Annotated in this window: 21 protein-coding genes and 1 riboswitch; of the genes, 13 read left to right on the forward strand and 8 right to left on the reverse strand. The window is 71.6% G+C overall.

Annotated features, from left to right (window positions below; translation table 11 throughout):
* Positions 1–231: 231 nt before the first annotated feature.
* Positions 232–1158, forward strand: a complete 927-nt coding sequence (locus tag EDC02_RS01560; RefSeq protein ID WP_123600395.1) for a 2-hydroxyacid dehydrogenase — start codon at positions 232–234, stop codon at positions 1156–1158.
* On the opposite strand, the gene EDC02_RS01565 is transcribed toward EDC02_RS01560, so the two are convergent.
* Entirely contained in the window at positions 1152–1607 is a 456-nt protein-coding gene (locus EDC02_RS01565; RefSeq protein ID WP_123600396.1) for a PH domain-containing protein, read from the reverse strand. The two genes, EDC02_RS01560 and EDC02_RS01565, sit on opposite strands and share 7 nt — an antisense overlap.
* 191 nt (positions 1608–1798) lie before the next feature.
* Between EDC02_RS01565 and EDC02_RS01570 the strand changes: the two genes are divergently transcribed.
* On the forward strand, positions 1799–4465 hold the full coding sequence (locus EDC02_RS01570) for a bifunctional diguanylate cyclase/phosphodiesterase (RefSeq protein WP_233605689.1): 2667 nt from the start codon (positions 1799–1801) through the stop codon (positions 4463–4465).
* 58 nt (positions 4466–4523) lie between these two features.
* Here EDC02_RS01570 and glyA read toward each other — a convergent pair whose 3' ends face one another.
* Positions 4524–5789: a serine hydroxymethyltransferase gene (gene glyA, locus EDC02_RS01575; RefSeq protein ID WP_123600397.1), complete on the reverse strand. Its 1266-nt coding sequence runs from the start codon at positions 5787–5789 to the stop codon at positions 4524–4526.
* Between the two features lie 65 nt (positions 5790–5854).
* Positions 5855–5940: riboswitch (ZMP/ZTP riboswitch) on the reverse strand.
* A 121-nt stretch (positions 5941–6061) separates the two neighbouring features.
* Positions 6062–7081, reverse strand: a complete 1020-nt coding sequence (locus EDC02_RS01580) for a LacI family DNA-binding transcriptional regulator (protein WP_123600398.1) — start codon at positions 7079–7081, stop codon at positions 6062–6064.
* 244 nt (positions 7082–7325) lie between these two features.
* Here EDC02_RS01580 and EDC02_RS01585 point away from each other — a divergent pair, with 244 nt between their 5' ends.
* From EDC02_RS01585 to EDC02_RS01610, 6 genes are read left to right on the forward strand one after another with little or no spacing between them, the layout of a single operon-like run.
* Positions 7326–8606 carry an ABC transporter substrate-binding protein gene (locus tag EDC02_RS01585; RefSeq protein ID WP_123600399.1) on the forward strand — a complete coding sequence of 427 codons (1281 nt, stop codon included), beginning with the start codon at positions 7326–7328 and terminating at the stop codon, positions 8604–8606.
* A gap of 49 nt (positions 8607–8655) precedes the next feature.
* Complete coding sequence (locus tag EDC02_RS01590) at positions 8656–9621, forward strand: carbohydrate ABC transporter permease (RefSeq protein ID WP_123600400.1); 966 nt, start codon at positions 8656–8658, stop codon at positions 9619–9621.
* Positions 9618–10475, forward strand: coding sequence for a carbohydrate ABC transporter permease (locus EDC02_RS01595; RefSeq protein ID WP_123600401.1), 858 nt, complete (start codon positions 9618–9620; stop codon positions 10473–10475). The genes EDC02_RS01590 and EDC02_RS01595 overlap by 4 nt, the downstream gene beginning before the upstream one ends.
* Positions 10476–10531: 56 nt before the next feature.
* Positions 10532–13018: a glycoside hydrolase family 2 protein gene (locus EDC02_RS01600; protein WP_123600402.1), complete on the forward strand. Its 2487-nt coding sequence runs from the start codon at positions 10532–10534 to the stop codon at positions 13016–13018.
* Positions 13015–13974, forward strand: a complete 960-nt coding sequence (locus tag EDC02_RS01605; RefSeq protein WP_123600403.1) for an ROK family protein — start codon at positions 13015–13017, stop codon at positions 13972–13974. Before EDC02_RS01600 ends, EDC02_RS01605 begins: the two co-directional genes overlap by 4 nt.
* A gap of 34 nt (positions 13975–14008) precedes the next feature.
* On the forward strand, positions 14009–16012 hold the full coding sequence (locus tag EDC02_RS01610) for a cellulase family glycosylhydrolase (RefSeq protein ID WP_148083303.1): 2004 nt from the start codon (positions 14009–14011) through the stop codon (positions 16010–16012).
* A 100-nt stretch (positions 16013–16112) separates the two neighbouring features.
* Here the strand turns inward: EDC02_RS01610 and EDC02_RS01615 are convergent, their stop codons facing one another.
* On the reverse strand, positions 16113–16298 hold the full coding sequence (locus tag EDC02_RS01615) for a DUF397 domain-containing protein (protein WP_123600405.1): 186 nt from the start codon (positions 16296–16298) through the stop codon (positions 16113–16115).
* On the reverse strand, positions 16295–17080 hold the full coding sequence (locus EDC02_RS01620; RefSeq protein ID WP_148083304.1) for a helix-turn-helix transcriptional regulator: 786 nt from the start codon (positions 17078–17080) through the stop codon (positions 16295–16297). Before EDC02_RS01620 ends, EDC02_RS01615 begins: the two co-directional genes overlap by 4 nt.
* A gap of 471 nt (positions 17081–17551) precedes the next feature.
* Here EDC02_RS01620 and EDC02_RS01625 point away from each other — a divergent pair, with 471 nt between their 5' ends.
* Entirely contained in the window at positions 17552–18412 is an 861-nt protein-coding gene (locus EDC02_RS01625) for a hypothetical protein (RefSeq protein ID WP_123600407.1), read from the forward strand.
* A 37-nt stretch (positions 18413–18449) separates the two neighbouring features.
* Entirely contained in the window at positions 18450–19988 is a 1539-nt protein-coding gene (locus EDC02_RS42505) for a sigma-70 family RNA polymerase sigma factor (protein ID WP_123600408.1), read from the forward strand.
* Between the two features lie 54 nt (positions 19989–20042).
* On the opposite strand, the gene EDC02_RS01635 is transcribed toward EDC02_RS42505, so the two are convergent.
* A complete protein-coding gene (locus EDC02_RS01635) occupies positions 20043–20657 on the reverse strand; it encodes a TetR/AcrR family transcriptional regulator (RefSeq protein WP_123600409.1) in 615 nt (204 codons plus the stop codon).
* A 100-nt stretch (positions 20658–20757) separates the two neighbouring features.
* On the opposite strand from EDC02_RS01635, the gene EDC02_RS01640 reads away from it, so the two are divergent.
* From EDC02_RS01640 to EDC02_RS01650, 3 genes are all read left to right on the forward strand, one after another.
* Positions 20758–21468 (forward strand): SDR family NAD(P)-dependent oxidoreductase, encoded by a 711-nt coding sequence (locus EDC02_RS01640; protein WP_158632019.1) that lies wholly within the window; start codon positions 20758–20760, stop codon positions 21466–21468.
* Positions 21469–21571: 103 nt separating this feature from the next.
* Positions 21572–22147, forward strand: a complete 576-nt coding sequence (locus EDC02_RS01645) for a GNAT family N-acetyltransferase (RefSeq protein ID WP_123604396.1) — start codon at positions 21572–21574, stop codon at positions 22145–22147.
* A gap of 79 nt (positions 22148–22226) precedes the next feature.
* Positions 22227–22853: a hypothetical protein gene (locus EDC02_RS01650; RefSeq protein WP_148083305.1), complete on the forward strand. Its 627-nt coding sequence runs from the start codon at positions 22227–22229 to the stop codon at positions 22851–22853.
* A gap of 24 nt (positions 22854–22877) precedes the next feature.
* Here the strand turns inward: EDC02_RS01650 and dinB are convergent, their stop codons facing one another.
* Entirely contained in the window at positions 22878–24107 is a 1230-nt protein-coding gene (gene dinB, locus EDC02_RS01655; protein WP_123604397.1) for a DNA polymerase IV, read from the reverse strand.
* 80 nt (positions 24108–24187) lie between these two features.
* Positions 24188–26035 (reverse strand): dihydroxy-acid dehydratase, encoded by a 1848-nt coding sequence (ilvD, locus tag EDC02_RS01660; protein ID WP_123600412.1) that lies wholly within the window; start codon positions 26033–26035, stop codon positions 24188–24190.
* Positions 26036–26064 lie beyond the last annotated feature (29 nt).

Genomic DNA, 26064 nt, shown 5'->3' on the forward strand with positions numbered 1-26064 from the left:
AGTTTCACTTTCTCGCCTGTTCGTGCATACCGATGGTTGCCATGCGTCCGGGTGCCAGGAATTTGGCTACAAATATAGAACGATGCAGCATGATCGATAAAGTGGATTGTCGAACGAGTAACGTACTCGCAAGTAGGTGGGTGTCCGTGCCTTGACCGGCCTCGTACCGGATGATCATGGGATGCCCGGCCTGGGCGGACCGGACCCGGATGGCCCGCTATCGTCGGACCGGTGAAAGTCTGGATCCCCCACGCGCACGGCCGACAACTGCTCGGCCGGCTGCCCGACGAGGTGACCGTCGAGGTCGCCGCCGACATCACCCGGCTGCCGTCCGACCCGGCTGGCGTGCGGTTCTGGGTTCCGCCGTTCCTGGCCAGGCCCGGAGCGGCGGAGCTGGCCGGAAAGATGCCGGATCTTCAGGTGGTGCAGTTGCTGTCCGCCGGTGCCGACGCCTGGGTGGGGCGGCTGCCGGAGCATTTGACGCTCTGCGACGCGCGCGGGGTGCACGATTCGTCGACGGCGGAGTGGATCGCCGCCGCGATCCTCACCCACGTCCGCGACTTCGCCGGCTTCATCCGGGCGCAGACCCGCGGGGAATGGTCGTACGAGCGGTTCGCCCCGACCGACGAGCTGGCCGGCAAGCGGGTCCTCATCGTCGGCGCCGGATCGATCGGTGCCGCGCTGCGCGCCCGGCTGGACCCGTTCGAGGTGGAGTTCACGCTGGTGGCCCGGACCGCTCGGCCGGCCGAACAGGTGCACGGCGTCGACGAGCTGCCCGCCCTGTTGCCGCACGCCGACATCGTGGTGCTGATCGTGCCGCTGACCGATCGGACCCGGGGGATGGTCGACGCGGCCACGCTGGCCGCGATGCGTGACGGTGCGCTGCTGGTCAACGCCGCCCGCGGTCCGGTGGTCGACACCGCGGCGCTCACCGCCGAGCTGTCCACCGGCCGGATCTGCGCCGTGCTCGACGTGACCGATCCCGAACCGCTGCCTGCAGATCATCCGCTATGGACATTGCCGAACGTGGTGATCAGTCCGCACATCGCCGGGTCGGTACGTGGTCTGCTGCCGCGCGCGTACGCCCTGGCCGGTCGGCAGGTCACCCGGCTGGCCGCGGGCGAGCCGCTGGACAACGTGGTGGTGGACGGCTATTGAGTCGGCGGCGTGGTCGGTTCGCCGGTCGGGCCGGTCGCGTCGGCCGCCGGTGCCGGCGGAGTCGCGGGTGCTGGCGGAGTCGCCGGGTCGAGCGGTTGTCCGCTGGCGGCGATCAGCCGGGGCAGGTCGTCGGCCCGTACGGCGGGCAGCCGTATCCGTTCGCCGTCGGTGAGCAGGGCCACCGCCCGGCCATGCGGGTCGGCCGCCAGCTCGGCCACCCGCGACCAGCCGATCCGGCGCTGGCCGATCAGCGCCCGCACCCGGAGCCCGGCCGGGTCGGCGTCAGTTCCGGAGCGGACCGCCCAGATCGCGATCGCCAGCGGCAGCAGCAGGACCGGCAGCAGATACCAACGGGCACTGGCCAACGGCAGCGACCCGACGAACGCGATCACCGCCGCCAGCATGATCGCCTGGTGCGGCCGGAACCGGACAGTTACCCTGCGACTCATCCGACAATCCTGGCATCCGGCCGGTGGGTGTCGGCTGCCGGGTAGGTCGGGTGGCACCGGCGCGGAAACCCGACGGAAATCTCTGGGCGACCGCCCCGTAACCCAGCGCCGGACTGGTTCGTTGTGACCGGCACAGAGGGCCGAACCGGCCCGGCTGTGCCCCGACCCCTTCCGTGGAGGCGACGGCCACCGTGCCCGAGGCATTCCCCGAACCACCCCGTCCCCGTCCCCGCCCACATCGGGCCGAACCCCCCGGCTGGACCCTGCCCGCACAGGCCGGCGCCGCCGCGCTGCTGCTGACCGCCGGCGCGGCCGGCCTGCTGACCGCCCCGGTCGCGGTGCTCGGCGCGGTGCTGTTCGGCGTCGGCATGCCCGGTTGGCGGCTGTCGCGGTTGGCTGTCACCGCGCACGCCCGTACCGGCGACTTCCGGGACTGTCGCGGAGCCGGCCTGCTCGCCGTGACCAGCGTCGGCGGCGCCACTGCGGTCTGCGTCGCCGCCTTCAGCCCGCCGGCGGCCCGGACCGGCCTGGCGCTCAGCGGGCTGATCCTCGCCCTGGCCGGTCACCTCGCGGCGATCCTGCTGCTGCCGGGCGTCGCCGAGAACTGGCGGCTGCGGTTGCGGCGGGTGGTCGATGGGCTGAGCCTGGGGATCAGCCTGATCTTCGCCGGATGGCTGCTGTCGCCGGTCGACACCGTGCCGCTGGCCGTGCTGTTCGTCGAGCTGAGCGTGATCGGGGCCGGGTCGATCATCGCGGTCACCGCGCTGGCCGTACGCAGGCAGCGTCCGGCGGTGCTGTACTACGGCGGCGGCTCCGGCGCGGTGCTCATCGGGCTGGCCGCCTCGACGGTCTGCTTCGCGTACGGCACTGCGAGCTGGCTCTGGTGCCTGGCGATGGCCCCGGCGGTCGGCGGCATGCTGTTGCTGGTCATCGGGGCGCAGCGTGCGGGCTCGCGGCCGGGGGCCACCCCGGTGCGCGGCCGGCTCACCGCGTATCCACTGTTGACGGTACCGGCGGTGGTGGCCGCGCTGGCCGCCGTGTACCACGTGGCGACCCAGGGGTCGTTCGACCGTACGTCGGTCCTGCTCGGCCTCGCGGTGATCCCGACCCTGGTGGTCCGGGAGATGATGGCCGCGGCCGACGTGCGGTCCTATGCCCGGCGACTGAGCATCCAGGAGGCACATTTCCGGTCGTTGGTCTCCGGGGGCAACGATCTCACCCTGACCCTCGGCGACGACCTGCGGGTGCGGTGGCAGTCACCGGCCGCCGCGCGACTGTTCGGGCTGGCCGACGCGCAGGTGCTCGGCCGACCGTTCATCGAGCTGATGCATCCGGAGGACGTCCCTGAGGTGATCACGGTGCTGACCGGCGTGGTGACCGGTCGGCTGGCGCCGGCCGGCCGTACCCCGCTGGTCACCGCCCGGCTGCGCGACGGCCACGGTCGGTGGCGGGACACCGAGTCCACCGTGTCCGACCAGCGGACGGTGCCCGAGGTCGGGGCGCTCGTGGTGCACGTGCGCGACGTGGGGGAGCGGGTGCACCTGGAGCGGCGGCTGTACAAGCTCGGCTTCACCGACCAGTTGACCGGGTTGGCGAACCGCCGGGAGCTGATGCGTCAGATCGCCAACCAGCGGGACCTGCCCGGCCACCCCGGTGCGTTGCTGATCATCGACCTGCACGGGCTGCTCGGCGTCAACGAGCAGTACGGGCGGGAGGCCAGCGACGCGGTGCTGGTCGAGGTGGGGCGGCGGCTGCGGGACACGGTGGAGCCGGACGACGTGGTCGCCCGGCTCAGCGGCGACGAGTTCGCGGTGATCACCGTCGCCGGCCCGATGCTGGCGTACGGCACCGGTGCGCGGCTGGTCGCGGCGCTGCGTGAGCCGTGCCAGCTGCCCGGCGCGGTGGTTGCGCTGCAGACCAGCATCGGCATGGCCGAGGTGGCCGGCGGCGCCGGGGCGGACGATGTGCTGCGCAGGGCGGACCTGGCCCGCCGCCGGGCCCGCCAGCTCGGTCGCAACCGGGTCGAGTGGTACGACTCCTACCTGGAGGAACAGCTGGTTCGGCGGCTGGATCTGGAGCGGGAGCTGCCGGGCGCGGCCGAGCGGGGCGAGTTGGACGTGGTGTACCAGCCGGTGGTGGACCTGGTCGACGGTAAACCGGTGGGGGTCGAGGCGCTGCTGCGCTGGCGCAGCCCGGTGCTCGGCACGGTGCTGCCGGCCGAGCTGCTCGCCGTGGCCCGGGAACTGTCGCTGCTGGGCCACATCGGCCGGTGGGCGCGGGCCACCGCCTGCCGGCAGTTGGCGTCCTGGTCACGGGAGGGGCACGGGCTGTGGCTGTCGGTCAACGTCGCCCCGGCCGAGTTGGCCGCGCCGACCTTCGTGGCCGACCTGATGGCCATGCTGGCCGCTCAGGGCGTCGGGCCGGAGCGGCTCGTCGTCGAGGTGGCCGAGTCGCTGGTCGCGGAGGAGCTGGCAGCCGCCGAGAATCTGCGGATTCTCGCGCAGTTGGCGAACCTGCGGGCGCACGGGGTGCGGATCGCGTTGGACGACTTCGGCGCCGGTCAGGCGTCGATCGCCCAGCTGCGGCGGCTGCCGCTGGACGTCGTCAAGATCGATCGGTCGCTGGTCGCCGACGCCGGTGCCGGCCCGGACACCGTCCACCCGATGCTGGAAGCGGTGGCTGGGCTGGGCCGGCGATTCGGGCTGGAAATCGTCGCCGAAGGGCTGGAGACGGACGGTCAGGTGAGCCAGGCGCAGGGGGCCGGCTGCCGGTTCGGTCAGGGGTACGCCCTGGCCCGCCCCGCACCTGCGGAGCGGACCGAGGCGTACATCGCCGACTTCCCCACCCCGTCGCACTGACCCGGATGAACGGAGATCGGGCGCGGGTGGACGGCCGTGAGGCGCGGGTGGGCGCAGATCAGGCCGCGTAACCGGGCATCGGGTAGCCGGCCAGCAGGTCGGCGACCTCCCCGGCGATCCGGTCGAGGGCGGCGCTGTCGTCCTTGACCGCTGCGGTCACCGCGTCGTCCAGCCAGGCGGCGACCTGCGGCATCTGCGCCTCGGTCAGCCCGCGGGTGGTCAGCGCGGCGGTGCCCAGCCGGATGCCGGACGGATCGAACGGCTTGCGCGGGTCGTACGGCACCGTGTTGTAGTTCAGCTCGATCCCGGCCCGGTCCAGCGCCTGCGCGGCCGGCTTGCCGGCGACGCCCTTGCCGGTCAGATCGGCCAGGATCAGATGGTTGTCGGTGCCGCCGGAGATCAGCTCGAAGCCCCGGTCGACCAGCGCGGCGGCAAGTGCCTTCGCGTTGGCGACCACCTGGTGGGCGTACCGGCGGAAGTCGTCGGTGTCGGCCTCGCGCAACGCGACAGCGATGCCGGCGGTGGTGTGGTTGTGCGGGCCGCCCTGCAGGCCGGGGAAGACTGCCTTGTCGATCGCGGCGGCGTGCTGTTCGGTGGTGAGGATCATCGCGCCGCGCGGGCCGCGCAGCGTCTTGTGGGTGGTGGTGGTGACCACGTCTGCGTGGCCGATCGGCGAGGGGTGCGCGCCGCCGGCGACCAGGCCGGCGATGTGTGCGATGTCCGCGACGAGCACCGCGCCGATCTCCCGGGCGATCTCGGCGAAGGCCGGGAAGTCGATGGTCCGCGGCACCGCCGTACCGCCGCAGAAGATCACCTTCGGCTGTTCGCGGCGGGCCAGGTCACGTACCTCGTCGAAGTCGATCCGGCCGGTGTCGCGGGAGACGTTGTAGCGGACCGAGTTGAACCACTTGCCGGTGGCCGACACCGACCAGCCGTGGGTGAGGTGCCCGCCCATCGGCAGCGACATCCCCATCACGGTGTCGCCGGGGGAGAGGAAGGCGAGGTAGACGGCGAGGTTGGCGGGCGAGCCCGAGTACGGCTGGACGTTGGCGTGGGCCGCCCCGAACAGCGTCTTGGCCCGCTCGACGGCGAGCGTCTCGATCGGGTCGACGAACTGCTGGCCCTCGTAGTAGCGCCGGCCCGGGTAGCCCTCGGAGTACTTGTTGGTCAGCACCGTGCCGCTGGCCTCCAGCACGGCGGCGGAGACGTAGTTCTCCGAGGCGATCATCCGCAGCTTGTCGTGCTGGCGGCGGGCCTCACCCTCGACGAGGGCGGCGAGCTCAGGGTCGGTGGCGGTCAGTTGCGGGATCTGCGGTACGTGCACGACGTGCCCTCCTGGGGTCGGGCGGCTCCGCTGTCCGGGGCGACCCGGGCATGACGGTGCCGTCGACGGTGCACCCAGGCGCGCGGCGCACGTCGGTGGTCGCTCCCCGGTGGTCGGTTCCACCTTCGCTGCGCCAGTCGCGTGACCGGTCCGAGCATAACCCGCGGTGGTCGGCGGGTCCGGCGGACCCCGACGGTACGGGGCGAGATTTGCCGGTTTTTGCACCGTTTAACGCTCCGGAAACTTAATCGGTTCAGCGGGTCAGCGGCAGGTCAGCCGTGGCGCGGCGGCGCGGTGCTGCCGCGTGGGGTCAGGTGCGGCGTCTCGTCCTGGTACGCCTGCGTCGGCTCACCGGCGATGGTCGCCAGCAGTTGCCGCGCCGCGTGCGCACCGTACGCCGGGATGTCGCGACCCAGCGCGGTCAACGGCGGATGCACCAGGCGGCACAGCGGCGAGTCGTCCCAGGCCACGATCGACAGATCGCCCGGCACGGCCAGCCCCATCTCCTGGGCCACCGCCAGACCGGCGATCGCCATCACGTCGTTGTCGTAGATCATCGCGGTGGGCCGGGCCGCGGTGCTGAGCAGTCGCCGGGTGGCTCGGGCACCCTCCTCGCCGGTGTAGTCGGACGGCACCGTTACGCACTGGTCCAGACCCAGCCGGCGGCAGACGTCGGTGAACGCACCCGCGCGGATCTCGGTGTGCAGCAGGCCGGGCAGGCCACCGATCCGGGCGATCCGGCGGTGCCCCATCGCGACCAGGTACTCGACCGTCTCCACCAGGGCCGACGCGTCGTCGGACCAGATGCTCGGCAGCGAGCCGGTGTGCTCGGGGCCGCCGATCACCACCGCCGGCAGCTGCAGCTTCTCCAGCGCCGGCACCCGGTCGTCGTCGACCCGCAGATCGCAGAGGAACACGCCGTCCACCCGGCGTTCACCCCACCAGCGCCGGTAGACCGCGATCTCGGCCTCGGTGTCGGCCACCACCTGCAGAGTCAGCGCGTACGACCGGGCGGACAGCTCCGCCTCGACGCCACTGATCAGCTCCATGAAGAACGGCTCGATGCCGAGGATCCGGGCCGGGCGGCTCAGCGCCAGGCCGACCGCGTTGGCGGTGGCTCCGGAGAGGGCGCGGGCGGCGCTGTTGGGGTTGAACCCGATTTCGGCGGCGATGGCGAGGATTCGCTGCCGGGTCGCCTCGGAGACCCCGGGCTGGCCGTTGAGCGCGTAGGAGACCGCGCCCTTCGAGACGCCTGCTCGGCGGGCGATGTCGGCGATGGTCGGCCGTTTCACCGGCGGCGCTCCTTCGGGTTCGTTTCGGCTGGCCTTGCCCGGTTAAGTCTGCTGCCCGAAACGATATCCGGCGTCGGCCGGGCCCGGCGGCCACCCCGCCCGAGGACACCGAGGTTACGGGTTGGCTGCGGCGGTAACCAGCCATTGACATGCGTCGAAGTCGCTCGTACCGTGGCCTAACTTACCCGGTTCAGTCGACGTTCCTCGATGTTGGGAGCGTCTCCAATTGTGTTCGGAGGATGGGATGAAGCGGCGTTGGACCCCTTGGACACGTACCGCGGCGGTCGGCGCCGTCGGCGCGTTGCTGATCGCCGGCTGCAGCGGCGAACCCGGCGGCGGCAGCGACGACGGCGGCACCACCCTGACCATCGCGTTCTGGGGCGACTTCGGCCTCGACGACCTCAAGGCCGCGTACGAGGCGGAGAACCCGGGCGTGCGGATCAACCTCAACTCCGGTGAGTACAACGCCCAGCACGAGGACCTGCAGAAGAAGCTCATCGCCGGGTCCGGCGCCGCCGACATCGCCGCCATCGACGAAGGGTTCGTCGTCCAGTTCCGCGAGCAGGCCGACAAGTTCGTCAACCTGCTGGACAAGGGCGCCGGCCAGTACGAGGGACGCTACCTCGACTGGAAGTGGCAGCAGACCCTGTCCGCCGACGGGACCACCCAGATCGGCCTCGGCACCGACGTCGGCGGGCTGGCCATGTGCTACCGCACCGATCTGTTCGCGGCGGCCGGGCTGCCGACCGACCGGGACGAGGTCTCCGCCCTGTGGCCCGACTGGGAGTCGTTCGTCGCCACCGGCGAGGAGTACGTCGCGGCCAGCGGCAAGAAGTTCGTCGACTCGGCCACCAACATCTTCAACCCGGTGCTCGGCCAGCAGCCGGTCGGCCTCTTCGACACCAGCGACAACCTGGCCATGCAAGGCGGTCCGAAGGTCGCCTTCGACACCGCCGCCGCCGTCGTCGGCGCCGGACTGTCGGCCAACCTCGCCGCCTTCTCCCCGGAGTGGAACAACGGCTTCGTCAACGGCGACTTCGCCGTGCTGGCCTGCCCGGCGTGGATGATGGGCCACATCCAGAACACCGCTCCCGACACCGCCGGCACGTGGGACGTGGCGGCCATCCCCGGTGGCGGCGGCAACTGGGGCGGCTCGTTCCTGACCATCCCCGCGCAGGGCGGCAACGTCGACGAGGCGTACAAGTTCCTGGAGTGGCTGATCCAGCCCGAGCAGCAGATCGAGATCTTCAAGAAGGTCGGCAACCTGCCGTCGCAGCCGGCGCTCTACGAGGACCCGGCGATCGTCGAGTTCTCCAACCCGTTCTTCAGCGCCGCGCCGGTCGGCCAGATCTTCTCCGCGACCGCCGCCAACCTCACCCCGCAGTACCTCGGCCGTAAGAACGGTCCGGTCCGGGTCGCGGTGGAGAACGTCCTCAACCGGCTGCAGAGCGGTGACCTGGAAGGCAAGCCCGACGAGGCGTGGACGGAAGCCATCGCGGAAGCCGAAAAGGCGGCGAACGCGTAGCCGCTCGCGGGCCGCGAGCCGCGCGTGCGGCTGAACCTGGAGGCAAACCATGTCCGCAACCCGTGCCGCACCGGCGCCACCACCCGAGCCGACCTGGCGCAACCGCGTGCTCCGCTTCGACATGCGGTACATGCCGTACATCCTGATCTCCCCGTTCTTCCTCCTGTTCATCGCCTTCGGGCTCTTCCCGATCATCTTCAACGGCGTGGTGGCGCTGCGGCACTGGCGGCTGGACAACGCCGACCTGACCGGCTGGGCCGGGCTGGAGAACTTCCGGCGGCTGTTCACCGACGACAGCTTCTGGAACGCGCTGTACAACACGTTCGGCATCTTCGTGCTGTCCACCGTGCCGCAGCTGTTCCTGGCCCTGATCATCGCGTCGCTGCTGAACCGCAAGCTGCGGGCGCAGACCTGGTTCCGGGTCGGCATCCTGTTGCCGTACATCACCCCGATCACCGCGTCGACGCTGCTGTTCGCGGTCTTCTTCGCCCGCGACTTCGGCATCGCCAACTGGGTGCTCGACGTACTGAACCTGCGCGGCGAGGCGCCGATCGACTGGCGGTCCAGCAAGGCCGCGTCGTGGGTCGCCATCGCCACCATGGTCAACTGGAAGTGGATCGGCTACAACGCGCTGATCTACCTGGCCGCGATGCAGTCGATCCCGCGCGACATCTACGAGGCTGCGGCGGTCGACGGCGCCGGCCCGTGGCGGCAGCTCTGGCGGATCACCGTACCGATGATCCGGCCGGTGGTGGTCTTCACCGTGATCCTGTCCACCATCGGCGGGCTGCAACTGTTCACCGAGCCGATGCTGTTCGAGCAGAACTCGCAGGCCGCCACCGGTGGGTCCAACGGCCAGTTCCAGACCATCGCCCAGCTGATCTACAAGGTCGGCTGGAAGGACCTCAACCTCGGGTACGCCGCCGCGATGTCCTGGGCACTGTTCGTGATCATCGTGATCATCGCGGTCGTCAACGCGCTGGTCGCCAACCGGCTGGGCGGAGGCCGCAGATGAGCACCAGCACCGTCGGCCGTCCCCCGGCCAGTACGCCGGGCAGCTTCTGGAACTACCTGTTCCTCAGCCTGGTCATCCTGTTCTCCGCGTTCCCGCTCTACTGGATGGTGGTGATCGCCAGCGGTACCGACGCCGACCTGGCGAAGATTCCGCCGCAGCTGCTGCCCGGCGGCCAACTGCTCAACAACGTCAACGAGGTCTTCACTCTCAAGAACGTCTACTTCGTCCAGTCGTTGGGCAACAGCTTCGTCGTCTCGTCGATCGTGACGTTCTCGGTGCTGTTCTTCTGCTCGCTGGCCGGCTTCGCCTTCGCCAAACTGCGGTTCGCCGGCCGCAACGCGCTGATGGTCGTCGTGGTGCTGACCCTCACCGTGCCGAACCAGCTGGGTGTGGTCGCCCTCTACATCCTGATGGGGGAACTCGGCTGGAACGGCACCCTGGTCGCGGTCATCGTGCCCGGCCTGGTCACCGCGTTCGGTGTGTTCTACATGCGGCAGTTCATCCTCGAAGCGGTGCCCGACGAGCTGATCGAGGCCGGCCGGATCGACGGCGCCACCACCCTGCGGATCTACTGGAGCGTGGTGCTGCCGGCGGTCCGCCCGGCGATGGCCGTGCTCGGCCTGCTCACCTTCGTGGCCACCTGGAACGACTTCCAGTGGCCGTTGATCACTCTCGGCGGCACCTACTACCCGACGTCGATGGTGGCCCTGTCCGACCTGGCCAGCGGCAACTACGTGCTGTACCGGCGGGTGCTCGCCGGTGCGTTCGTGGCGACCATCCCGCTGTTGATCATGCTCTTCATCGGTGGTCGGCAGATCGTCCGGGGAATCATGGAAGGCGCCGTCAAGAACTGACCCGGCGCGGACCCGTACCGTGGCCCAGTCCCGCTCCAGCACTAGTGAGGTATGGCATGAACACCGTACGACCGCTCCACGATGGCTGGACCGTACTACCGGCCGACGGGTCCGACGTACCCGACGGCGTCGGCGACCGCAGCGTCCCCGCGGCCGTACCCGGCTGCGTCCACACCGACCTGCTCGCCGCCGGCCTGATCCCCGACCCCTACCTCGACGACAACGAGACCCGGCTGTCGTGGATCGGCCGGACCGACTGGGTCTACGAGACCACGTTCGACTGGGTCGACCCGGGTGACCCCCGGGTCGACCTGGTCTGCGCCGGCCTCGACACCGTCGCCACCGTCACCGTCAACGACGTCGAGCTGGGCCGTACCGCCAACATGCACCGCGGCTACCGGTTCGACGCCCGCGCGGCGCTGCACCCCGGGCGCAACACCCTGCGGGTACGGTTCGACTCCGCGTACCGGCATGCCGAGGCGGTGCGTGAGCGGCTCGGCGACCGGCCCAACGCCTACCCGGAACCGTTCAACTTCATCCGCAAGATGGCCTGCAACTTCGGCTGGGACTGGGGCCCCAACCTGGTCACCGCCGGGATCTGGCAGGAGATCGGCCTGCACGCCTGGGCCGTCGCCCGGCTGGCCACCGTCCGCCCGCTGGTCACCGTCACCCACCACCCGACCGGCAGCGCCGAGGCGAAGGTCGAGCTGCACGTCGAGGTCGAACGTGACACCGACGAGGACATCACCCTGGTCGCCGCCGTCGTCGGCGCCCGCGCCGAAACCGTGGTCCCGGCCGGGCAGCGCAGCGCCGTCGTGACCCTGACCGTCGCCGAGCCCGAGCTGTGGTGGCCCCGGGGGTACGGCGAACCCGCCCGACACGCACTCGACGTCACCCTGCACCGGGCCGACGGCAGCACACTCGACACCTGGCAGCGGCACATCGGCTTCCGGTCGGTCCGCCTGGACACCACCGTCGACCCCGCCGGCAGCGCGTTCACCCTGGTCGTCAACGAGACGCCGGTCTTCGTCCGAGGCGTCAACTGGATCCCCGACGACGCGTTCCCCACCCGGGTCGACCGGGCCCGCTACGCCCGCCGGTTCGGCCAGGCCGCCGACGCCGGCGTCAACTTCCTGCGGATCTGGGGCGGCGGACGCTACGAGTCCGAGGACTTCTACGACCTCGCCGACGAGCTGGGCCTGCTCGTCGGGCAGGACTTCCTGTTCGCCTGCGCCGCGTACCCGGAGGAGGAGCCGATCGCCAGCGAGGTCGCCGCCGAGGCCCGCTACCAGGTCGCCCGGCTCACCCCGCACCCCAGCCTGGTGCTGTGGACCGGCAACAACGAGAACATCTGGGGCTGGCACGACTGGGGCTGGCAGGAGATCCTCGACGGACGCACCTGGGGGCTCGGCTACTACCTCGACGTGCTGCCCGGCATCGTCGCCGAACTCGACCCGACCCGACCGTACTGGCCGGGCAGCCCGTACTCCGGCCGGGACGACCTGCACCCCAACGACCCGGCGCACGGCACCATGCACATCTGGGACGTGTGGAACACCGACGACTACCTGAAGTACCGGCGGTACGTGCCCCGGTTCCTCGCCGAGTTCGGCTATCAGGGGCCACCCGCGTACGCCACCCTGCGCCGGGCGATCAGCGACGACCCGCTCGCGTCGGACTCGCCCGGCATGGCCCACCACCAGAAGGCCGTCGACGGCGACCTGAAGCTTCAACGCGGCCTCGACGCGCACCTGCCGGCGCGGCGCGACTTCGACGACTGGCACTACCTGACCCAGGTCAACCAGGCCCGCGCGATCGCCGTCGGGGTGCGGCACTTCCGCTCCCACCGGGGCATCTGCATGGGCACCATCCTGTGGCAGCTCAACGACTGCTGGCCGGTCACCTCGTGGGCCGCCGTCGACGGCGACGGCCGGCGCAAACCACTGTGGTACGCGCTGCGCGACGCCTACGCCGACCGGCTGCTCACCATCGAACCCCGCGACGGCGGGCTCGCCCTGGTCGCGGTCAACGACACCGGGGCCGACTGGCACCCGCACGCCGACGTCACCCGGCTCACCCTGGCCGGCGAGACACTGGCCAAGGTCGGCTACCAGTTGGCTGTACCGGCCCACTCGGCGGTCACCGTGCCGCTCGCCGCCGACCTGACCGCCACCGGCGACCCGCGCCGCGAGCTGCTGCTCGCCGACGCGGCCGGGCAACGGGCCTGGTGGTTCTTTGCCGAGGACAACGAGATCAACTACCCGGCGGCCGGGTACGACGCGGCGGTCGAGCCGACCGACGGCGGGCTGCGGGTCACCGTCGCCGCCCGGACCGTCCTGCGTGACCTGACCCTCTACCCGGACCGGCTCGACCCGGCCGCCGAGGTGGACCGGGCGCTGGTCACCCTGCTGCCCGGCGAGTCGACGGAGTTCGTGGTCCGCACCGGGGCCGAGCTGGACCCGGCGGCGCTGACCAGCCGGCCGGTGCTGCGCTGTGTCAACGACATCGGCATCGTCAGCGACAACCCGGCGGCCGGCGCATGAGCACCGGCCCGTCAGTGGCCGACCGCGCCCCCGGCCCGGTTCTCGCGGTCGACGTCGGCGGCACCAAGCTGGCCGCCGCCGTCGTCGAACCCGACGGCACCATCGCCGTGCAGGGCGCGGTGCCGACGCCGGCCGGCGGGGACACCGCGACCGTCACCGCCGCCCTGCACCGGGTGGTCCGCCAGGTCGTCGGCGACCGGGACCCGGCCACGCTGACCGGGCTCGGCGTCGGCTCGGCTGGCCCGCTCGACCCGGCCGCCGGCACCGTCAGCCCGGTCAACATTCACGCCTGGCGCGACTTCGGCATCCTCGACTCGCTGCGGCCGTTGCTGCCGGGCCGGCCGGCGGTGCTCGCCGGCGACGGGCACTGCATGGCGCTCGGCGAACACTGGCGCGGCGGCTACCCCGGCCGCGCCCTGCTCGGCATGGTGGTCTCCACCGGCGTCGGCGGCGGACTGGTCATCGACGGCCGGGTCCACCCGGGCGGCAGCGGCAACGCCGGCCACATCGGACACATTGTGGTGGACATGGCCGGCCCGCCCTGCCCGTGTGGCGGCCGAGGCTGCGTCGAGGCGATCGCCAGCGGTCCGGCGATGGTCCGCTGGGCCGTCGACCAGGGCTGGACACCGGGGGACCGGCCGGGCGACGCCCGTACCCTCGCCGAGGACGCCCGGGCCGGCGTACCGCTCGCCGTCGCCGCCTTCCGGCGTGGCGCGACCGCGCTGGCCGCCGCGGTGGTTTCCACCACCGCGCTGATCGAGCTCGGCGACGTCGTCATCGGCGGCGGGGTGGCCGCCGCCGGTGACCTGCTCTTCGCTCCGCTGCGCGCGGCCGTAGCGGAGCTGGCCGGGCTCGACTTCGTCCGCCGGGTCCGGATCCACACCAGCAGTCTCGGCAACGACGCGGGGTTGCTCGGTGCCGCCGCACTCGCCCTGGAGGCCGCCGCGCGTCAGTGACCTCCACCGCTCCACGGTCAAGGAGAACCCCGTAATGCGCCCACGCTCCGCCGGCCTGCTGCTGGCACTGGCCGGGCTGCTGCTCACCGTAGCGGCAGTCCCGGCCCAAGCCGCACCGCCGGCCCACCATCCCGGTACGCCTGGTCAGCCGACCGCCGGATTCGTTACCCGGCACGGCGACGACCTCAAGCTCGACGGCCGGAAGTTCCGGTTCGCCGGCAGCAACAACTACTACCTGATGTACAAGTCGCCGACGATGGTCGACGACGTGTTCGCCGACGCGAAATCTGCCGGGTTCACCGTGCTGCGTACCTGGGGATTTCTCGACATCGGCAACGCCGACGGTTCCGACTCGGTCGCCGGCCCGGCCGACGGCGTCTACTTCCAGTACTTCGACGGTGAACGGCCGGCGTACAACGACGGCCCGGACGGCCTGCAACGCCTCGACTACGTCCTCGCCGCCGCCCGCGAAGCCGGCATCAAGCTGGTGATTCCGCTGACCAACAACTGGCGCGACTTCGGCGGCATGGACCAGTACGTCCGCTGGCGCGGCGGGCAGTACCACGACGAGTTCTACACCGACCCGGTGATCCGTGGTTGGTACAAGGACTGGATCAGCCATGTGCTGAACCGCACCAACACCATCACCGGGGTCAGGTACCGCGACGATCCGACGGTGATGACCTGGGAGTTGGGCAACGAGCCCCGCTGCAAGGGCTCCGGCGTCTACCCGCCGTCACCGGACTGCACCACCGACACGCTGACCGGCTGGGCCGACGAGATGACCCGGCACGTCAAGTCGGTCGCGCCCCGGCAGCTGGTCAGCGTCGGCGACGAGGGCTTCTTCTGCGACGATCCGACCAGCGGCGACTGGACCACCAACTGCGGCGAAGGCGTCGACAGCGTCGCGCTGAGCAGGCTGCCGACGGTCGACGTCGTCTCCTACCACCTCTACCCGGACCACTGGGGCAAGGACGCCGCCTGGGGCAACGAGTGGATCACCCGGCACGCGCGCGCTGCGAAGAAGGTCGGCAAGCCGGTGATGCTCGGCGAGTTCGGCATCCACGACAAGTCGACCCGCAACGTCGTCTACCGACAGTGGACCGACACCGCGATCGCCGGCGGCACAGCCGGATTCCTCTACTGGATCCTCTCCGGCGTGCAGGACGACGGCAGCCGCTACCCGGACTACGACGGATACACCGTCTACTGCCCGAGCCCGGTCTGCACCACGCTGTCGAACGCGGGCGCGGCGGTACGCGGCGACAAGCGGCCGTGGCCGCCGGTCGCCGACCACGACACCAGCACCGTCGAGTTCGGCCAGGTCGCGACGCTGCGGCCGGCGGCCAACGACATCGCCCACCGGGGTACGGTGCGCGCCGCCACCATCGACCTGGACCCGACGGTACGCGGCCAGCAGCGCCGGATCGTCGTCGACGGCGGTGAGTTCACCCTCGGCGACGACGGGGTGGTCAGCTTCACCCCGGCGGACGGCTTCGCCGGCCGGGCCACCGCCCACTACCGGGTGTGGGACCGGGCCTGGCGCGTCTCGAACGTCGCCGACCTGGTGGTCACCGTCAAACCGGACCCGGCCGGGGTGCAGACGCTGTTCTCGTTCGAGACCGGCACCGACGGGTGGGGACCGCCGTCGTGGGAGCCGGGCATCGGCAGCGTCGCCCAGTCGGACGCGTTCGCCACCGACGGGGTGTACGGGCTGCGGGTCGACTCGGTCACCGGCGGCTGGTTCGGCACGTCGTTCGCCGAACCGGTGGACCTGTCCGGCCGGGTGACCCTCAAGTACGACCTGCGTACCGACCCGTCGGTGGGCACCAACGCGGCGATCGCCGTGCAGACCGGTCCGTCCTACACCTGGTGCCAGTCGACGTTCACCTGGCTGAACCAGGACTGGACCGGCACCGCCGAGATCGACCTGCTGACCGAGATGTCGTGTGACGCCGAGGCGCTGGCCGACGTGCGGGAGTTCTACGTCTACGTCAACCCGGGCTCCGTCCACATCGACAACGTCCGGGTCGAGTAGGACGGCGCGGTCTGCGGTACGCGTCGAGCCCGGCCCCCGTCGGCGTGGGGCCGGGGCTCGCCACGTCGTTGCTAACTCGCTGGTCCGGCGGCTCTGCGGCTCAGCGGAGCGTGGGTGCCTCAGCGACGAACGACCGCCAGGCGGTCGGGCCGAAGGCGAGCGTCGGACCGCCCTGGTCCTTACTGTCGCGGACCAGGACGCGGCCGGGGAGGTTGTCCGCCACCTCGACACAGTCACTTCCGTTGCTGTTGCTGCGGCTGGACTTGCGCCACGCCGGCTCGGTCATAGTTCCTTCACCAACTTCAAGATCATGTCTCGCGACTGGTCGCGCGGCAACGCAACACCACTCAGAGCCTGCCAGGCCTGTTCGAGGGCAGCAACCCGCTTCGGATCGGTCACCAGGCGTCCCTCCAACTGGTCGTCGACATAGCCGACGGTGCCGCCGGTCTCGGCCATGCTGGCAAGCATGAACGGCCCGCTCTGCCCGGGATGCAAGCCGGCGGACACCGGGGTTACCTGCACCAGCACCCGCGACCGGGTGCTCATCTCAGCGATGTGCTCCAACTGCTCCCGCATGATCACGGGGTCTCCCCGCCGAAGCCCGTCCTCGTCGATGATGAACTGACACACCGGCGGCTCCTCCCGCTCGAACACGGCGGCCTGTCGCGTCATCCTGAGGGCAAGGTATTCGTCGGCCTTTGCGGGAGTCAGCAGACCGCTGTGCAGGATGGCTCGGGCGTACGCTTCCGTCTGGAGCAGCCCAGGGATGATCTGGCACTCGTACCGCCGAATCGCGGAGGCCTCCTGCTCCAACTCCGGTAGCGCCCGGAACCAGTCTGGCGGGATGCTCTTGCGGGCGTTTTCGGCCAACTCCTTGACCAGTGGGGCGCTGCTGAATACCTGATCGATGTTGTCTGCCGTGTCGGGCATCGGTATCTGTCGACCGGTCTCGAACTTGGCGATCAGCGATGTCGAGACGCTGAGTCGCTGCGCCAACTGCTCCTGCGTCATGCCGCCGTTGAGTGAACGAAGAAACCTGAGCACCTGCGGAATGCCGTTGCTGCTCACTACTGCTCATCCTTCCGGCCCGTATCGGGGGCAGCGTCCTACTGGGAAACGACTGCCTTGCGTGCCGGTATCTTCTCCCGTCATGCCCATCTAGTCCAGGGTGGAGACGAAAATTGTATTGATCATCTTCGTCCAATTCTGTTCCGGGTCGGAGATGCTCGTCGAGCTTGATGCCAGAACTGAATCATGATGCACCTGTGGCATCAAGCTCGCGGAGACACCTTGGGTCCCGGGGAGAGCTGGGCCGGGGACTCCGCCGGTAGGTCAGCCACACATCCGGCTGACCCGCCGGCCGCACATCCGCCTGACAAGCCGGCGAAGAAGTTGTTGGTCCTCGGCCGGCCGCCGCCTCTCAACCATGTCCGGCACCTCGCCGGACGCCCCGCAATCAAGGCGGGGCCGCGACCCGGGCCGGACCCGGGACCCGGGTGGGGCATCGACCCGTCCGGCACGGAGAGGCTGGAGGACCAGATGATCTACACGACCAAGTTCGGGGTGCTGGCCCGGCGGTCGACCTGGCGGTGGGGCACCGTCACGTTCGTCGCCGCCGCCGTCCTGGGCGTGCTGCTGGCGGCGGTGCTGGCGGCCTGCGGCCCGTCCGGGTCGGGGCGGTTCGGCGCAGTGCCGGACGGCGGCGAGGTGTCCGGGGCAGCGGGGCTCGGCGGCGCGCCGACCGGGGTCGGCGGCAGCGGGTCGGCCGGCAACGGCGAGCCGCAGACCGACGGCGCCGACCCCGGCGACGGCAGCGATCCGGGTGGCGGCGGCACCGGCAGCGACGCTGACCACCCCAGCGGTGAGGATTCCGGTGACGGCGGGGACGGCGGTGAACCGGCACCGCCCGTGCAGCCGGCCGCCGAGGACTGTGTGACGTACGACCCGGCGAACCTGACCATCGAGCAGAGCGGCGACGCGTGGCGGATGCGCGACGGCGGCCACGCCATCAAGCTCTTCGCCACCAAGACCGACGCCGAGGACGGCGTCAAGGTGGCGCGCAACTGGACCCGGCTCTGCTTCATCGGCCGGGGCAACGACCGCGCCGACCGGCACCGCCACATCATCACCTACTTCCAGGGCCCGTCCGGGCTGCCGTTCGGCCCCGCGCCGCACTTCGACTGCATCACGTACGACCCGGCGGAGCTGGCGGTGCACGGACCCGACGGCGGCGGCTGGGGGCTGCGGGCCGCAGCCACCCCGCTGCTCTTCCTGGCCAGCGCGGCCGACGCCGAACGGGCCCGGCTGGTCGCGGCCGACAACACCCGGCTCTGCCTCATCGGCCACGGCAACGGGCAGCCCGACCCGTCGCGCTACCAACTGGAGTATTGGCGACAGTGACGATCCGTCCTCGACCGCGCCGCCTAGCATTGCCCGGGTGGACGATCGCACCATCGTGGCCGCGCTGGTCGCCGGTGACCCGCGCGGCCTCGACCGTGCCTACCGCGTGTACGCCGACCGGCTGTACACGTACTGTCGGTTCCTGCTGCGCGACGCCGACGGCGCGGCCGACGCCGTCCACGACACGTTCGTCCTGGCCGGTCAGCGGGCGGCGCAGCTGCGCGACCCGGAGCGGCTGCGCCCCTGGCTGTACGCCATCGCCCGCAACGAGTGCCTGCGGGTAATCCGTGGCCAGCGGCGGCAGCTGCCGCTGGACGACGTGGGTGAGCTGCCCGCCACGCCGGTCGATCCGGTCACCGGGCTCGGTGCCGAACAGTTGCGGGAGCTGGTCCGGTCGGCGGCCGCCGGGCTGAACCCCGGTGACCGGCAGGTGATCGAGCTCGCCATCCGGCACGACCTGTCCGCCGCCGATGTCGGTGCCGTACTGGGGGTCTCCGACAGCCACGCGCACGCCCGGCTGTCCCGGGCCCGGACTCAACTGGAACGGGCCATCGGCGCGCTGCTGGTGGCCCGCACCGGCGCCGACGACTGCCCGACCCTCGGCGAGCTGCTGCGCGGTTGGGACGGCACGCTGACCGTGCTGCTACGCAAACGGGTCAGCAGGCACATCGAGTCCTGCCCGACCTGCGCCGACCGTCGCCGCCGGCAGGTCAGCCCGGCCGCGTTGTTCTCCGCGTACGCGACCCTGCCGATGCTCGCCGTCCCGGCGGAACTCTGGCCCCGACTGGAGTTGACCAGCGCCGACGCCGGCCAGGCAGCAACCCGGGCGCGGATCGAGCAGCGGGCCGGCCGGTTCGACCCGGCCACCGGCTTTCCCCGCCGGGGCGAGCCGCGTCGAGGTCGGCTGCTGGCCGGCCTGGCGGCGGCCGCCGTGCTGGCCCTGCTGATCGGCGGTGCCGTGGTGGTGCCCCGGCTGGCTACGGTCGACGACACCGCCCGGTCTGCGCCGGCCGAGTCGCCAGGTCTGGCCGCGCCACCGACCACACCGTCGGCGGGCAGCGAGCCGACGGCCACCCCGGGCGAACCGGCACCGACGATGCCAACGGCGACCGCGTCGGCCGGCGGCGGCCCGGAGCCGACCGGCTCCGCCGGGCCGCTGCCGTTGACGGTCCAGGCCGAGGCGCGGGTCTCCTGCACCGGATCCAGCCGCTACCAGTTGACCGTGGTCGCCACCGTCACCGGCGGCACCGTCGAGTCGGCGGTGCTCATCTGGACCAGCGGCGCGGCCGGGTCTACGCAGCCGCCGCCGACGGATCCGACGACCGAGCCTGGATCCGACCCGGAGTCGACTTCCGGCCCCGGTGCCGGCGGTCCGGGTGGCATCGCCGCGCCGGGCGGGGTGCCGGCGCGGGGCGGCGAGGTGGCGATGACCGTCTCCGGGGGCACCGCGACCGGGCAGGTCGGGCAGGTGGCCGTACCCTCGGTCGACTGGCAGGTCGTCGTCGTGGCAGCCGACGGGCGGCGGGCCGGTGCCGGACCGTACCCGGTCGCCAACCCGTGTCCGGTGCCGATCTGACCAGGCTGTCACCGAGTACTGCGCGCCAGCGTGCCGATCTGCTGCTGGCCGCGGTCAGGAGGTGCCCGGAGGCCAGCTGCGCAGAGCCATGTCGGCCACTAGCTGTAACTCGTCACGAGCGGTGCCGCCTGCGGCCTGAACGGCGATCCCGTTGGCTACGGTCATCAGGTACCGGGCGAGCAGGCCGGGTTCGGCATCGGCCGGCAGATCGCCCTCGTCGACGGCCCGCTGAAACCGGTCCCGCAGATGGCTGGTGCCCTCCTCCCGCCACGCGGCGAGGGTGTCGCGGGCCTGACGACCGGATTCGCCGGCCGCCAGGGAGCCCTGCACTCCGAGGCATCCGGCGGGACAATTCGGCCGGGTGGTGGACCGCACCGCACCGCCGAGGAACGTGGTGGCGACCTCCCGGGCTGTCGATTGCCCCAGCGCCCGGGCGAAGTAGGCTGCCGGGCCCTCGGTGTAACGCTCCAGCGCTTTGCGGAACAGATCCTCTTTGTTACCGAAGGCCCGGTACATGCTCGTGCGGGTGATGCCCATCGCGCCGGTGAGATCGTCGAGGCTGGCGCCCTCGTAGCCCTGCGCCCAGAAGACCAAGACCGCCTGTTCGAGGGCCTCGTCGGCGTCGAACCCTCTCGGCCTGCCGATCGGCACCTTCTGCCTGCTCTGCATGGCTCCAGCCTACCCCTTCGGTACCAATCGGTTCGGAAGTGCTACCGTGGTATTCGGTACCGAGCGATACCGAAATCTGTGGAGGTAGACAGTGGGAAAAGTGGTTCTTGTCACCGGCGGAACGTCGGGTATCGGCCTGAGTCTCGCGGAGGCCTTCCTGGACGAAGGAGCTTCCGTGGCCGTGTGTGGCCGTTCGCAGCCGGCCCTCGACCGCTTCAGCCAGGCACACCCGCAGGCGCTGGCCGTGCGGGCCGACGTGACCATCCCGACGGCGAGAGCCGCGATGCTCGACGCGGTCACTGAACGGTTCGGCCGGCTCGACGTGCTGATCAACAACGCCGGCACGTTCGTCGAACGGGACTTCACCGCAGCCGGGGGCGCCACTGAGTCGCTCGACCAGGAGATCGACCTCAATCTCGGGGCACCCATCCACCTGACCGGCGAGGCGTTGCGGCGCTGGCCAGCTCTGGACGCGATCGTGTTCGTGACGTCGGGCTTCGCCCTGGTCTCGCCATCCCGCGCCCCGACCTACGGCGCTGTCAAGGCCGGACTGCACGGCTTCGCGGACGGGCTGCGCCGCCAACTCGCACCCCACGGCACCCACGTGCTCGAGGTGCTCCCACCAGCTACGGACACAGCCATGAACGCCGACCTCGCGCGGGCGAAGCTGCCGCCCGCGGAGGTCGCGGCGGTCACGCTCAAAGCGCTGCGGCGGCGCCGGCCGATGGCTCTGCCGGGCCAGACGAAGCTGATGCCGACGTTGCTTCGGATCGCGCCGCATGCCCTCGGGCGCATGGTCGCGAAACTCTGACCGCCGAGAGCTTTCGCCTGTCGATGTCCGCGACAGGCAAGTCGCTGTGACCGAAGTCCTGACCAGTCGACGGCACGCCGGTCCAACCGGCAGGATGTCCGGCATGCAGCGCAACCCCGACGGCGGAGACGGCGACCAGGATCGGGCATCGGTCTACCACCGGGCCGGTACACAGGCCGACGTTCCTGCGGTCCTCGACCTGATCGACGGTGCCGTGCAGTGGCTGGCCGAGCGGGGGCGCACCGGGCAGTGGGGGACCGAACCGCAGTCGACCGACCCGCGCCGGATCGCGATGGTCACCGGGTGGGCGAAGGAGAGCGGCCTGGTGCTGGCCTGCGTGCCGGTCGGCGACGGTGGCGAGCGGGTCATCGGGGCGCTCGCCGTCGGCACCGCCCGGTCCTACGTGCCGCCGGTCAACGAACCCGAGCTGTACGTGAACCTGCTGGTCACCGACCGGTCGTGGGCCGGCAGAGGAGTGGGGCGGGCGCTGCTGGACCGGGCCCGGGAAATCGCCGCCGAGCGCGGCGCGACGCTGCTGCGGGTCGACTGCTACGCCGGTGATGACCGGGCGCTGGTGCGCTACTACGAGCGGGCCGGGTTCACCGCCGCCGAGCCGTTCACCGTCGACCGGCCGGCGGGCCCGTGGCCAGGCCAGATCCTCAGCCAGCGGATCCGCTGACCCGACCTCAGCCGGTGGGGTCGCCGGAACGGGCGGTGCGGTGACGTGGGCCAGGGTCGATCCATGGCATGGTTTACCGATGGAAACGGCAGATCCCGTACCGGCGTCTGATGCTTCCCGGCCGTGGCTGGCTCGCCCGGTGGCCGTGCTCGGTGGCGTGGTCGCCGGGCAACTGCTGCTGGCCCGCAGCGACCAGGCCGCGGTGATCCTGACCAGTGTGCTGGCGTACCCGACGGGTTTCGAGTTCGACATCAGCGCGGTCCTGCGGGCCCCGGAGCCGGCCACCGCAGTCGACCCGACCACCGCCGCCGACCCGGCGCGGCAGCCGGCCGGTGCGTCCGGGCCGCCCCGGCCGCGTACCCCGGTCGACGGTGTCGGCGGCTTGCAGGTGATGGTCCGGTTCGCCGACGGTACGGTGCTGAGCAGCCTGCACCGGAGCGCGTTGCCGGCCGACCGCGAACCCACCGGCCCGCTGCTGTCGCCCGTCGTCGCCAGCACCGACCGGCAGCGGCACGACGCCCGCTTCTGGGTGTGGCCGCTGCCGCCGGACGGTCCGGTGACGGTGGAGTGCGCCTGGCCGGCGCGGGACATCCCGCACAGCCGGGTGGAGGTCTCCGGCGAGTTGATCCGGCAGGCGGCGGCCGGTGCCGTCGAGCTGTGGCCGGCGCCGACCGACCGACCGGCGCCGACCGAGTCACCGGCCTGACACCGGCCAGCGCCGGTGGCCGGGTCAGTCCGGCAGCAGTGGGGCGGCGGGGCCGAGGTCGCGGCCGAGCAGCACCGCCCGGTTGACCGCGCTGGACCCGAACCGGTCGCGGACCGCGTCGAGCGCGGCGTCCAGGCTCTCCTGCCGACCCCTGGGTTGCGGTGCTGCTGCCTCCGGCGCGGCGTCGGCCGGATCCAGTGGCAACGTCAGCTGGGTGGCCTGACCGTCGTCGAGGTTGCCGACCGAGACGCCGAGGAGGGTGAGGCCGCGCTCGCCGATCATCGGTCCGGCGGCGGCCAGCAGATCGCGGGCGGTGTCCAGGACGGTCGACGTCTGGTTGGTGGCCCGGGGCAGGGTGTGGGCGCGGGTGGCCCGGGTGAAGTCGCCGAACCGTAGCCGCAGGGTGACCGTCCGGCCGGTGCGCCCGGCGGCCCGCATCCGTCGGCCGACCCGGTCGACCAGCCCGGCGAGGATCGCGTCCACGTCGGCCGGGTCGCGGCTGGCCCGGCCCAGTGCCTGCTGGGAGCCGATCGAGCCGCGTCGGACGCCGGTCTGGATTCGGCGCGGGTCCTGGTTGTGGGCGAGGGCGTGCAGGTGCCGGCCGGCGGCGGCGCCGACGATGCTGACCAGCGCCGGCTCCCCGAGGCCGGCCACCCGGCCGACCGTGGTGATGCCGCGTTCGCGCAGCTTGCCGGCGGTGATCGGGCCGACGCCCCAGAGCCGTTCGACCGGCAGCGGGTGCAGGAACGCCAACTCCTCGTCGGGCGGCACCACCAGCAGCCCGTCCGGTTTGGCGACGCCGCTGGCCACCTTGGCCAGGAACTTGGTCCGGGCCACCCCGACGGTGATCGGCAGCCCGACCTGGTCGCGGACCGCGACCCGCAACCGGGCGGCGATGTCGGCCGGCGCCCCGACGAGCCGGCGCAGCCCGCCGACGTCGAGGAACGCCTCGTCGATGGAGAGCGGCTCGACCAGCGGCGTGGTCTGCCGGAACACCTCGAACACCGCCCGGCTGGCCGCCGTGTACGCCGCCATCCTGGGTGGCACGACCAGCGCCTCCGGGCAGATCAGCCGGGCCCGCCGGGCGGGCATCGCGGTGCGTACGCCGCGCGCCTTGGCCTGGTAGCTGGCGGCCAGCACCACACCGGCGCCGACGATCACCGGCCGGCCGCGCAGCCGGGGGTCGTCGCGTTGCTCGACCGAGGCGTAGAACGCGTCCAGGTCGGCGTGCAGGATGCTGGCCTCACCCGCCACCGCGCCATCATCGCACAGATGTTCGACGAACGGGTGTGAGCTGCGCAGACGTCGCCGAAGCGGCGGCGGGTCACGGTGGGTCACTCCGGGACGAGGCGGTAGGCGCCATCGCTGGCCGAGGTGGCCATCGAGGCGTACGCCCGCAGCGCCGCCGACACCGGCCGTTGCCGGTCGACCGGGGTGTACGGGCGGTCCCGCTTCTCCTGGGCGATCCGGCGGGCCTGCAGCACCTCGTCGGGCACGTTCAGCTCCAGCTTGCGGGCCGGGATGTCGATGACGATCTCGTCGCCCGGCTCGACCAGGGCGATCAGCCCACCGGAGGCGGCCTCGGGGGAGGCGTGCCCGATGGACAGCCCGGAGGTGCCGCCGGAGAACCGGCCGTCGGTGATCAGCGCGCAGGCCCGGCCGAGGCCGCGCCCCTTCAGGAACGAGGTCGGGTAGAGCATCTCCTGCATGCCCGGCCCGCCCTTGGGGCCTTCGTAGCGGACCACCACCACGTCACCGGCGACCACCTCGCCGGCCAGGATCGCCGAGACGGTGTCCTCCTGCGACTCGTACACCTTGGCCGGGCCGCGGAAGGTCAGGCAGTCGTCGGGCACCCCGGCGGTCTTGACCACCGCGCCCTGCGGGGCCAGGTTGCCGTGCAGGATCGCCAGGCCGCCGTCGGCGGAGTACGCGTGGGCCACGTCGCGGATGCAGCCCTGCGCCGCATCGGTGTCCAGACTGGACCATCGGTTGGTGGTGGAGAACGGCTCGGTGGTACGCACCCCGCCGGGGGCGGCGTGGAACAGCTCGACCGCCTCGTCGGTGGCGCTGCCGCCCCGGATGTCCCAGTCGGCCAGCCACCGGGTCAGCGACGGCGAGTGCACGGCGTGCACGTCGCGGCGCAGCGCGCCGGCCCGGTCCAGTTCGCCGAGGATCGCCGGGATGCCGCCGGCCCGGTGCACGTCCTCCATGTGGTACTTCGGGGTGTTCGGGGCGACCTTGGCCAGGCAGGGCACCCGGCGGGAGATGTCGTCGATGTCGGCGACGCCGAAGTCCAGCTCGGCCTCGCGGGCGGCGGCCAGCAGGTGCAGCACCGTGTTGGTGGAGCCGCCCATCGCCACGTCCAGGGCCACCGCGTTCTCGAACGCGGCCCGGCTGGCGACGGCGCGGGGCAGCACCGAGGCGTCGTCGCCGTCGTACCACCGCTTGGCGATCTCCACGACGGTCCGGCCGGCCTCGACGAACAGCGACTTGCGGGCGGCGTGGGTGGCCAGCACCGAGCCGTTGCCCGGCAGCGCCAGCCCGACCGCCTCGGTGAGGCAGTTCATCGAGTTGGCGGTGAACATGCCGGAGCAGGAGCCGCAGGTCGGGCAGGCGGACCGCTCGATGGTGTCGAGCTGGGCGTCGGTCACGTTGTCGTTCGACGCGGCGATCATGGCGTCGATCAGGTCGAGTTTGGCGTGCACGACGCCTTCGACGGCGACGGTCTTGCCGGCCTCCATCGGGCCGCCGGAGACGAACACGGTGGGGATGTTGAGCCGCAGCGCGGCGAGCAGCATCCCCGGGGTGATCTTGTCGCAGTTCGAGATGCAGACCAGCGCGTCGGCGCAGTGCGCGTTGACCATGTACTCGACGGCGTCGGCGATCAGCTCCCGGCTGGGCAGCGAGTAGAGCATGCCGCCGTGGCCCATGGCGATGCCGTCGTCGACGGCGATGGTGTTGAACTCGCGGCCCACCCCGCCGGCGTCGGCCACCGCGTCGGCGACCAGCCCGCCGAGATCCTTCAGATGTACGTGGCCGGGCACGAACTGGGTGAAGCTGTTGGCGATGGCGACGATCGGCTTGCCGAAGTCGTCGTCGGTCATCCCGGTGGCCCGCCACAGGGCCCGGGCGCCGGCCATCGTCCGACCGTGGGTGGAGGTCCTCGACCGCAGCTCAGGCATTCGACAAGTGTTACACCACGGTTGCCGGG

It is taken from the genome of Micromonospora sp. Llam0 (assembly GCF_003751085.1).
In the GTDB taxonomy this organism is placed as follows: domain Bacteria; phylum Actinomycetota; class Actinomycetes; order Mycobacteriales; family Micromonosporaceae; genus Micromonospora_E.

Coding starts and splice junctions, on each gene's coding strand:
- EDC02_RS01565 (WP_123600396.1), bottom strand. CDS start 1,607: ATGAGTCGCAGGGTAACTGTCCGGTTCCGGCCGCACCAGGCGATCATG.
- EDC02_RS01585 (WP_123600399.1), top strand. CDS start 7,326: ATGAAGCGGCGTTGGACCCCTTGGACACGTACCGCGGCGGTCGGCGCC.
- EDC02_RS01590 (WP_123600400.1), top strand. CDS start 8,656: ATGTCCGCAACCCGTGCCGCACCGGCGCCACCACCCGAGCCGACCTGG.
- EDC02_RS01595 (WP_123600401.1), top strand. CDS start 9,618: ATGAGCACCAGCACCGTCGGCCGTCCCCCGGCCAGTACGCCGGGCAGC.
- EDC02_RS01600 (WP_123600402.1), top strand. CDS start 10,532: ATGAACACCGTACGACCGCTCCACGATGGCTGGACCGTACTACCGGCC.
- EDC02_RS01605 (WP_123600403.1), top strand. CDS start 13,015: ATGAGCACCGGCCCGTCAGTGGCCGACCGCGCCCCCGGCCCGGTTCTC.
- EDC02_RS01610 (WP_148083303.1), top strand. CDS start 14,009: ATGCGCCCACGCTCCGCCGGCCTGCTGCTGGCACTGGCCGGGCTGCTG.
- EDC02_RS01615 (WP_123600405.1), bottom strand. CDS start 16,298: ATGACCGAGCCGGCGTGGCGCAAGTCCAGCCGCAGCAACAGCAACGGA.
- EDC02_RS01625 (WP_123600407.1), top strand. CDS start 17,552: ATGATCTACACGACCAAGTTCGGGGTGCTGGCCCGGCGGTCGACCTGG.
- EDC02_RS01635 (WP_123600409.1), bottom strand. CDS start 20,657: ATGCAGAGCAGGCAGAAGGTGCCGATCGGCAGGCCGAGAGGGTTCGAC.
- EDC02_RS01645 (WP_123604396.1), top strand. CDS start 21,572: ATGCAGCGCAACCCCGACGGCGGAGACGGCGACCAGGATCGGGCATCG.
- EDC02_RS01650 (WP_148083305.1), top strand. CDS start 22,227: ATGGAAACGGCAGATCCCGTACCGGCGTCTGATGCTTCCCGGCCGTGG.
- ilvD (WP_123600412.1), bottom strand. CDS start 26,035: ATGCCTGAGCTGCGGTCGAGGACCTCCACCCACGGTCGGACGATGGCC.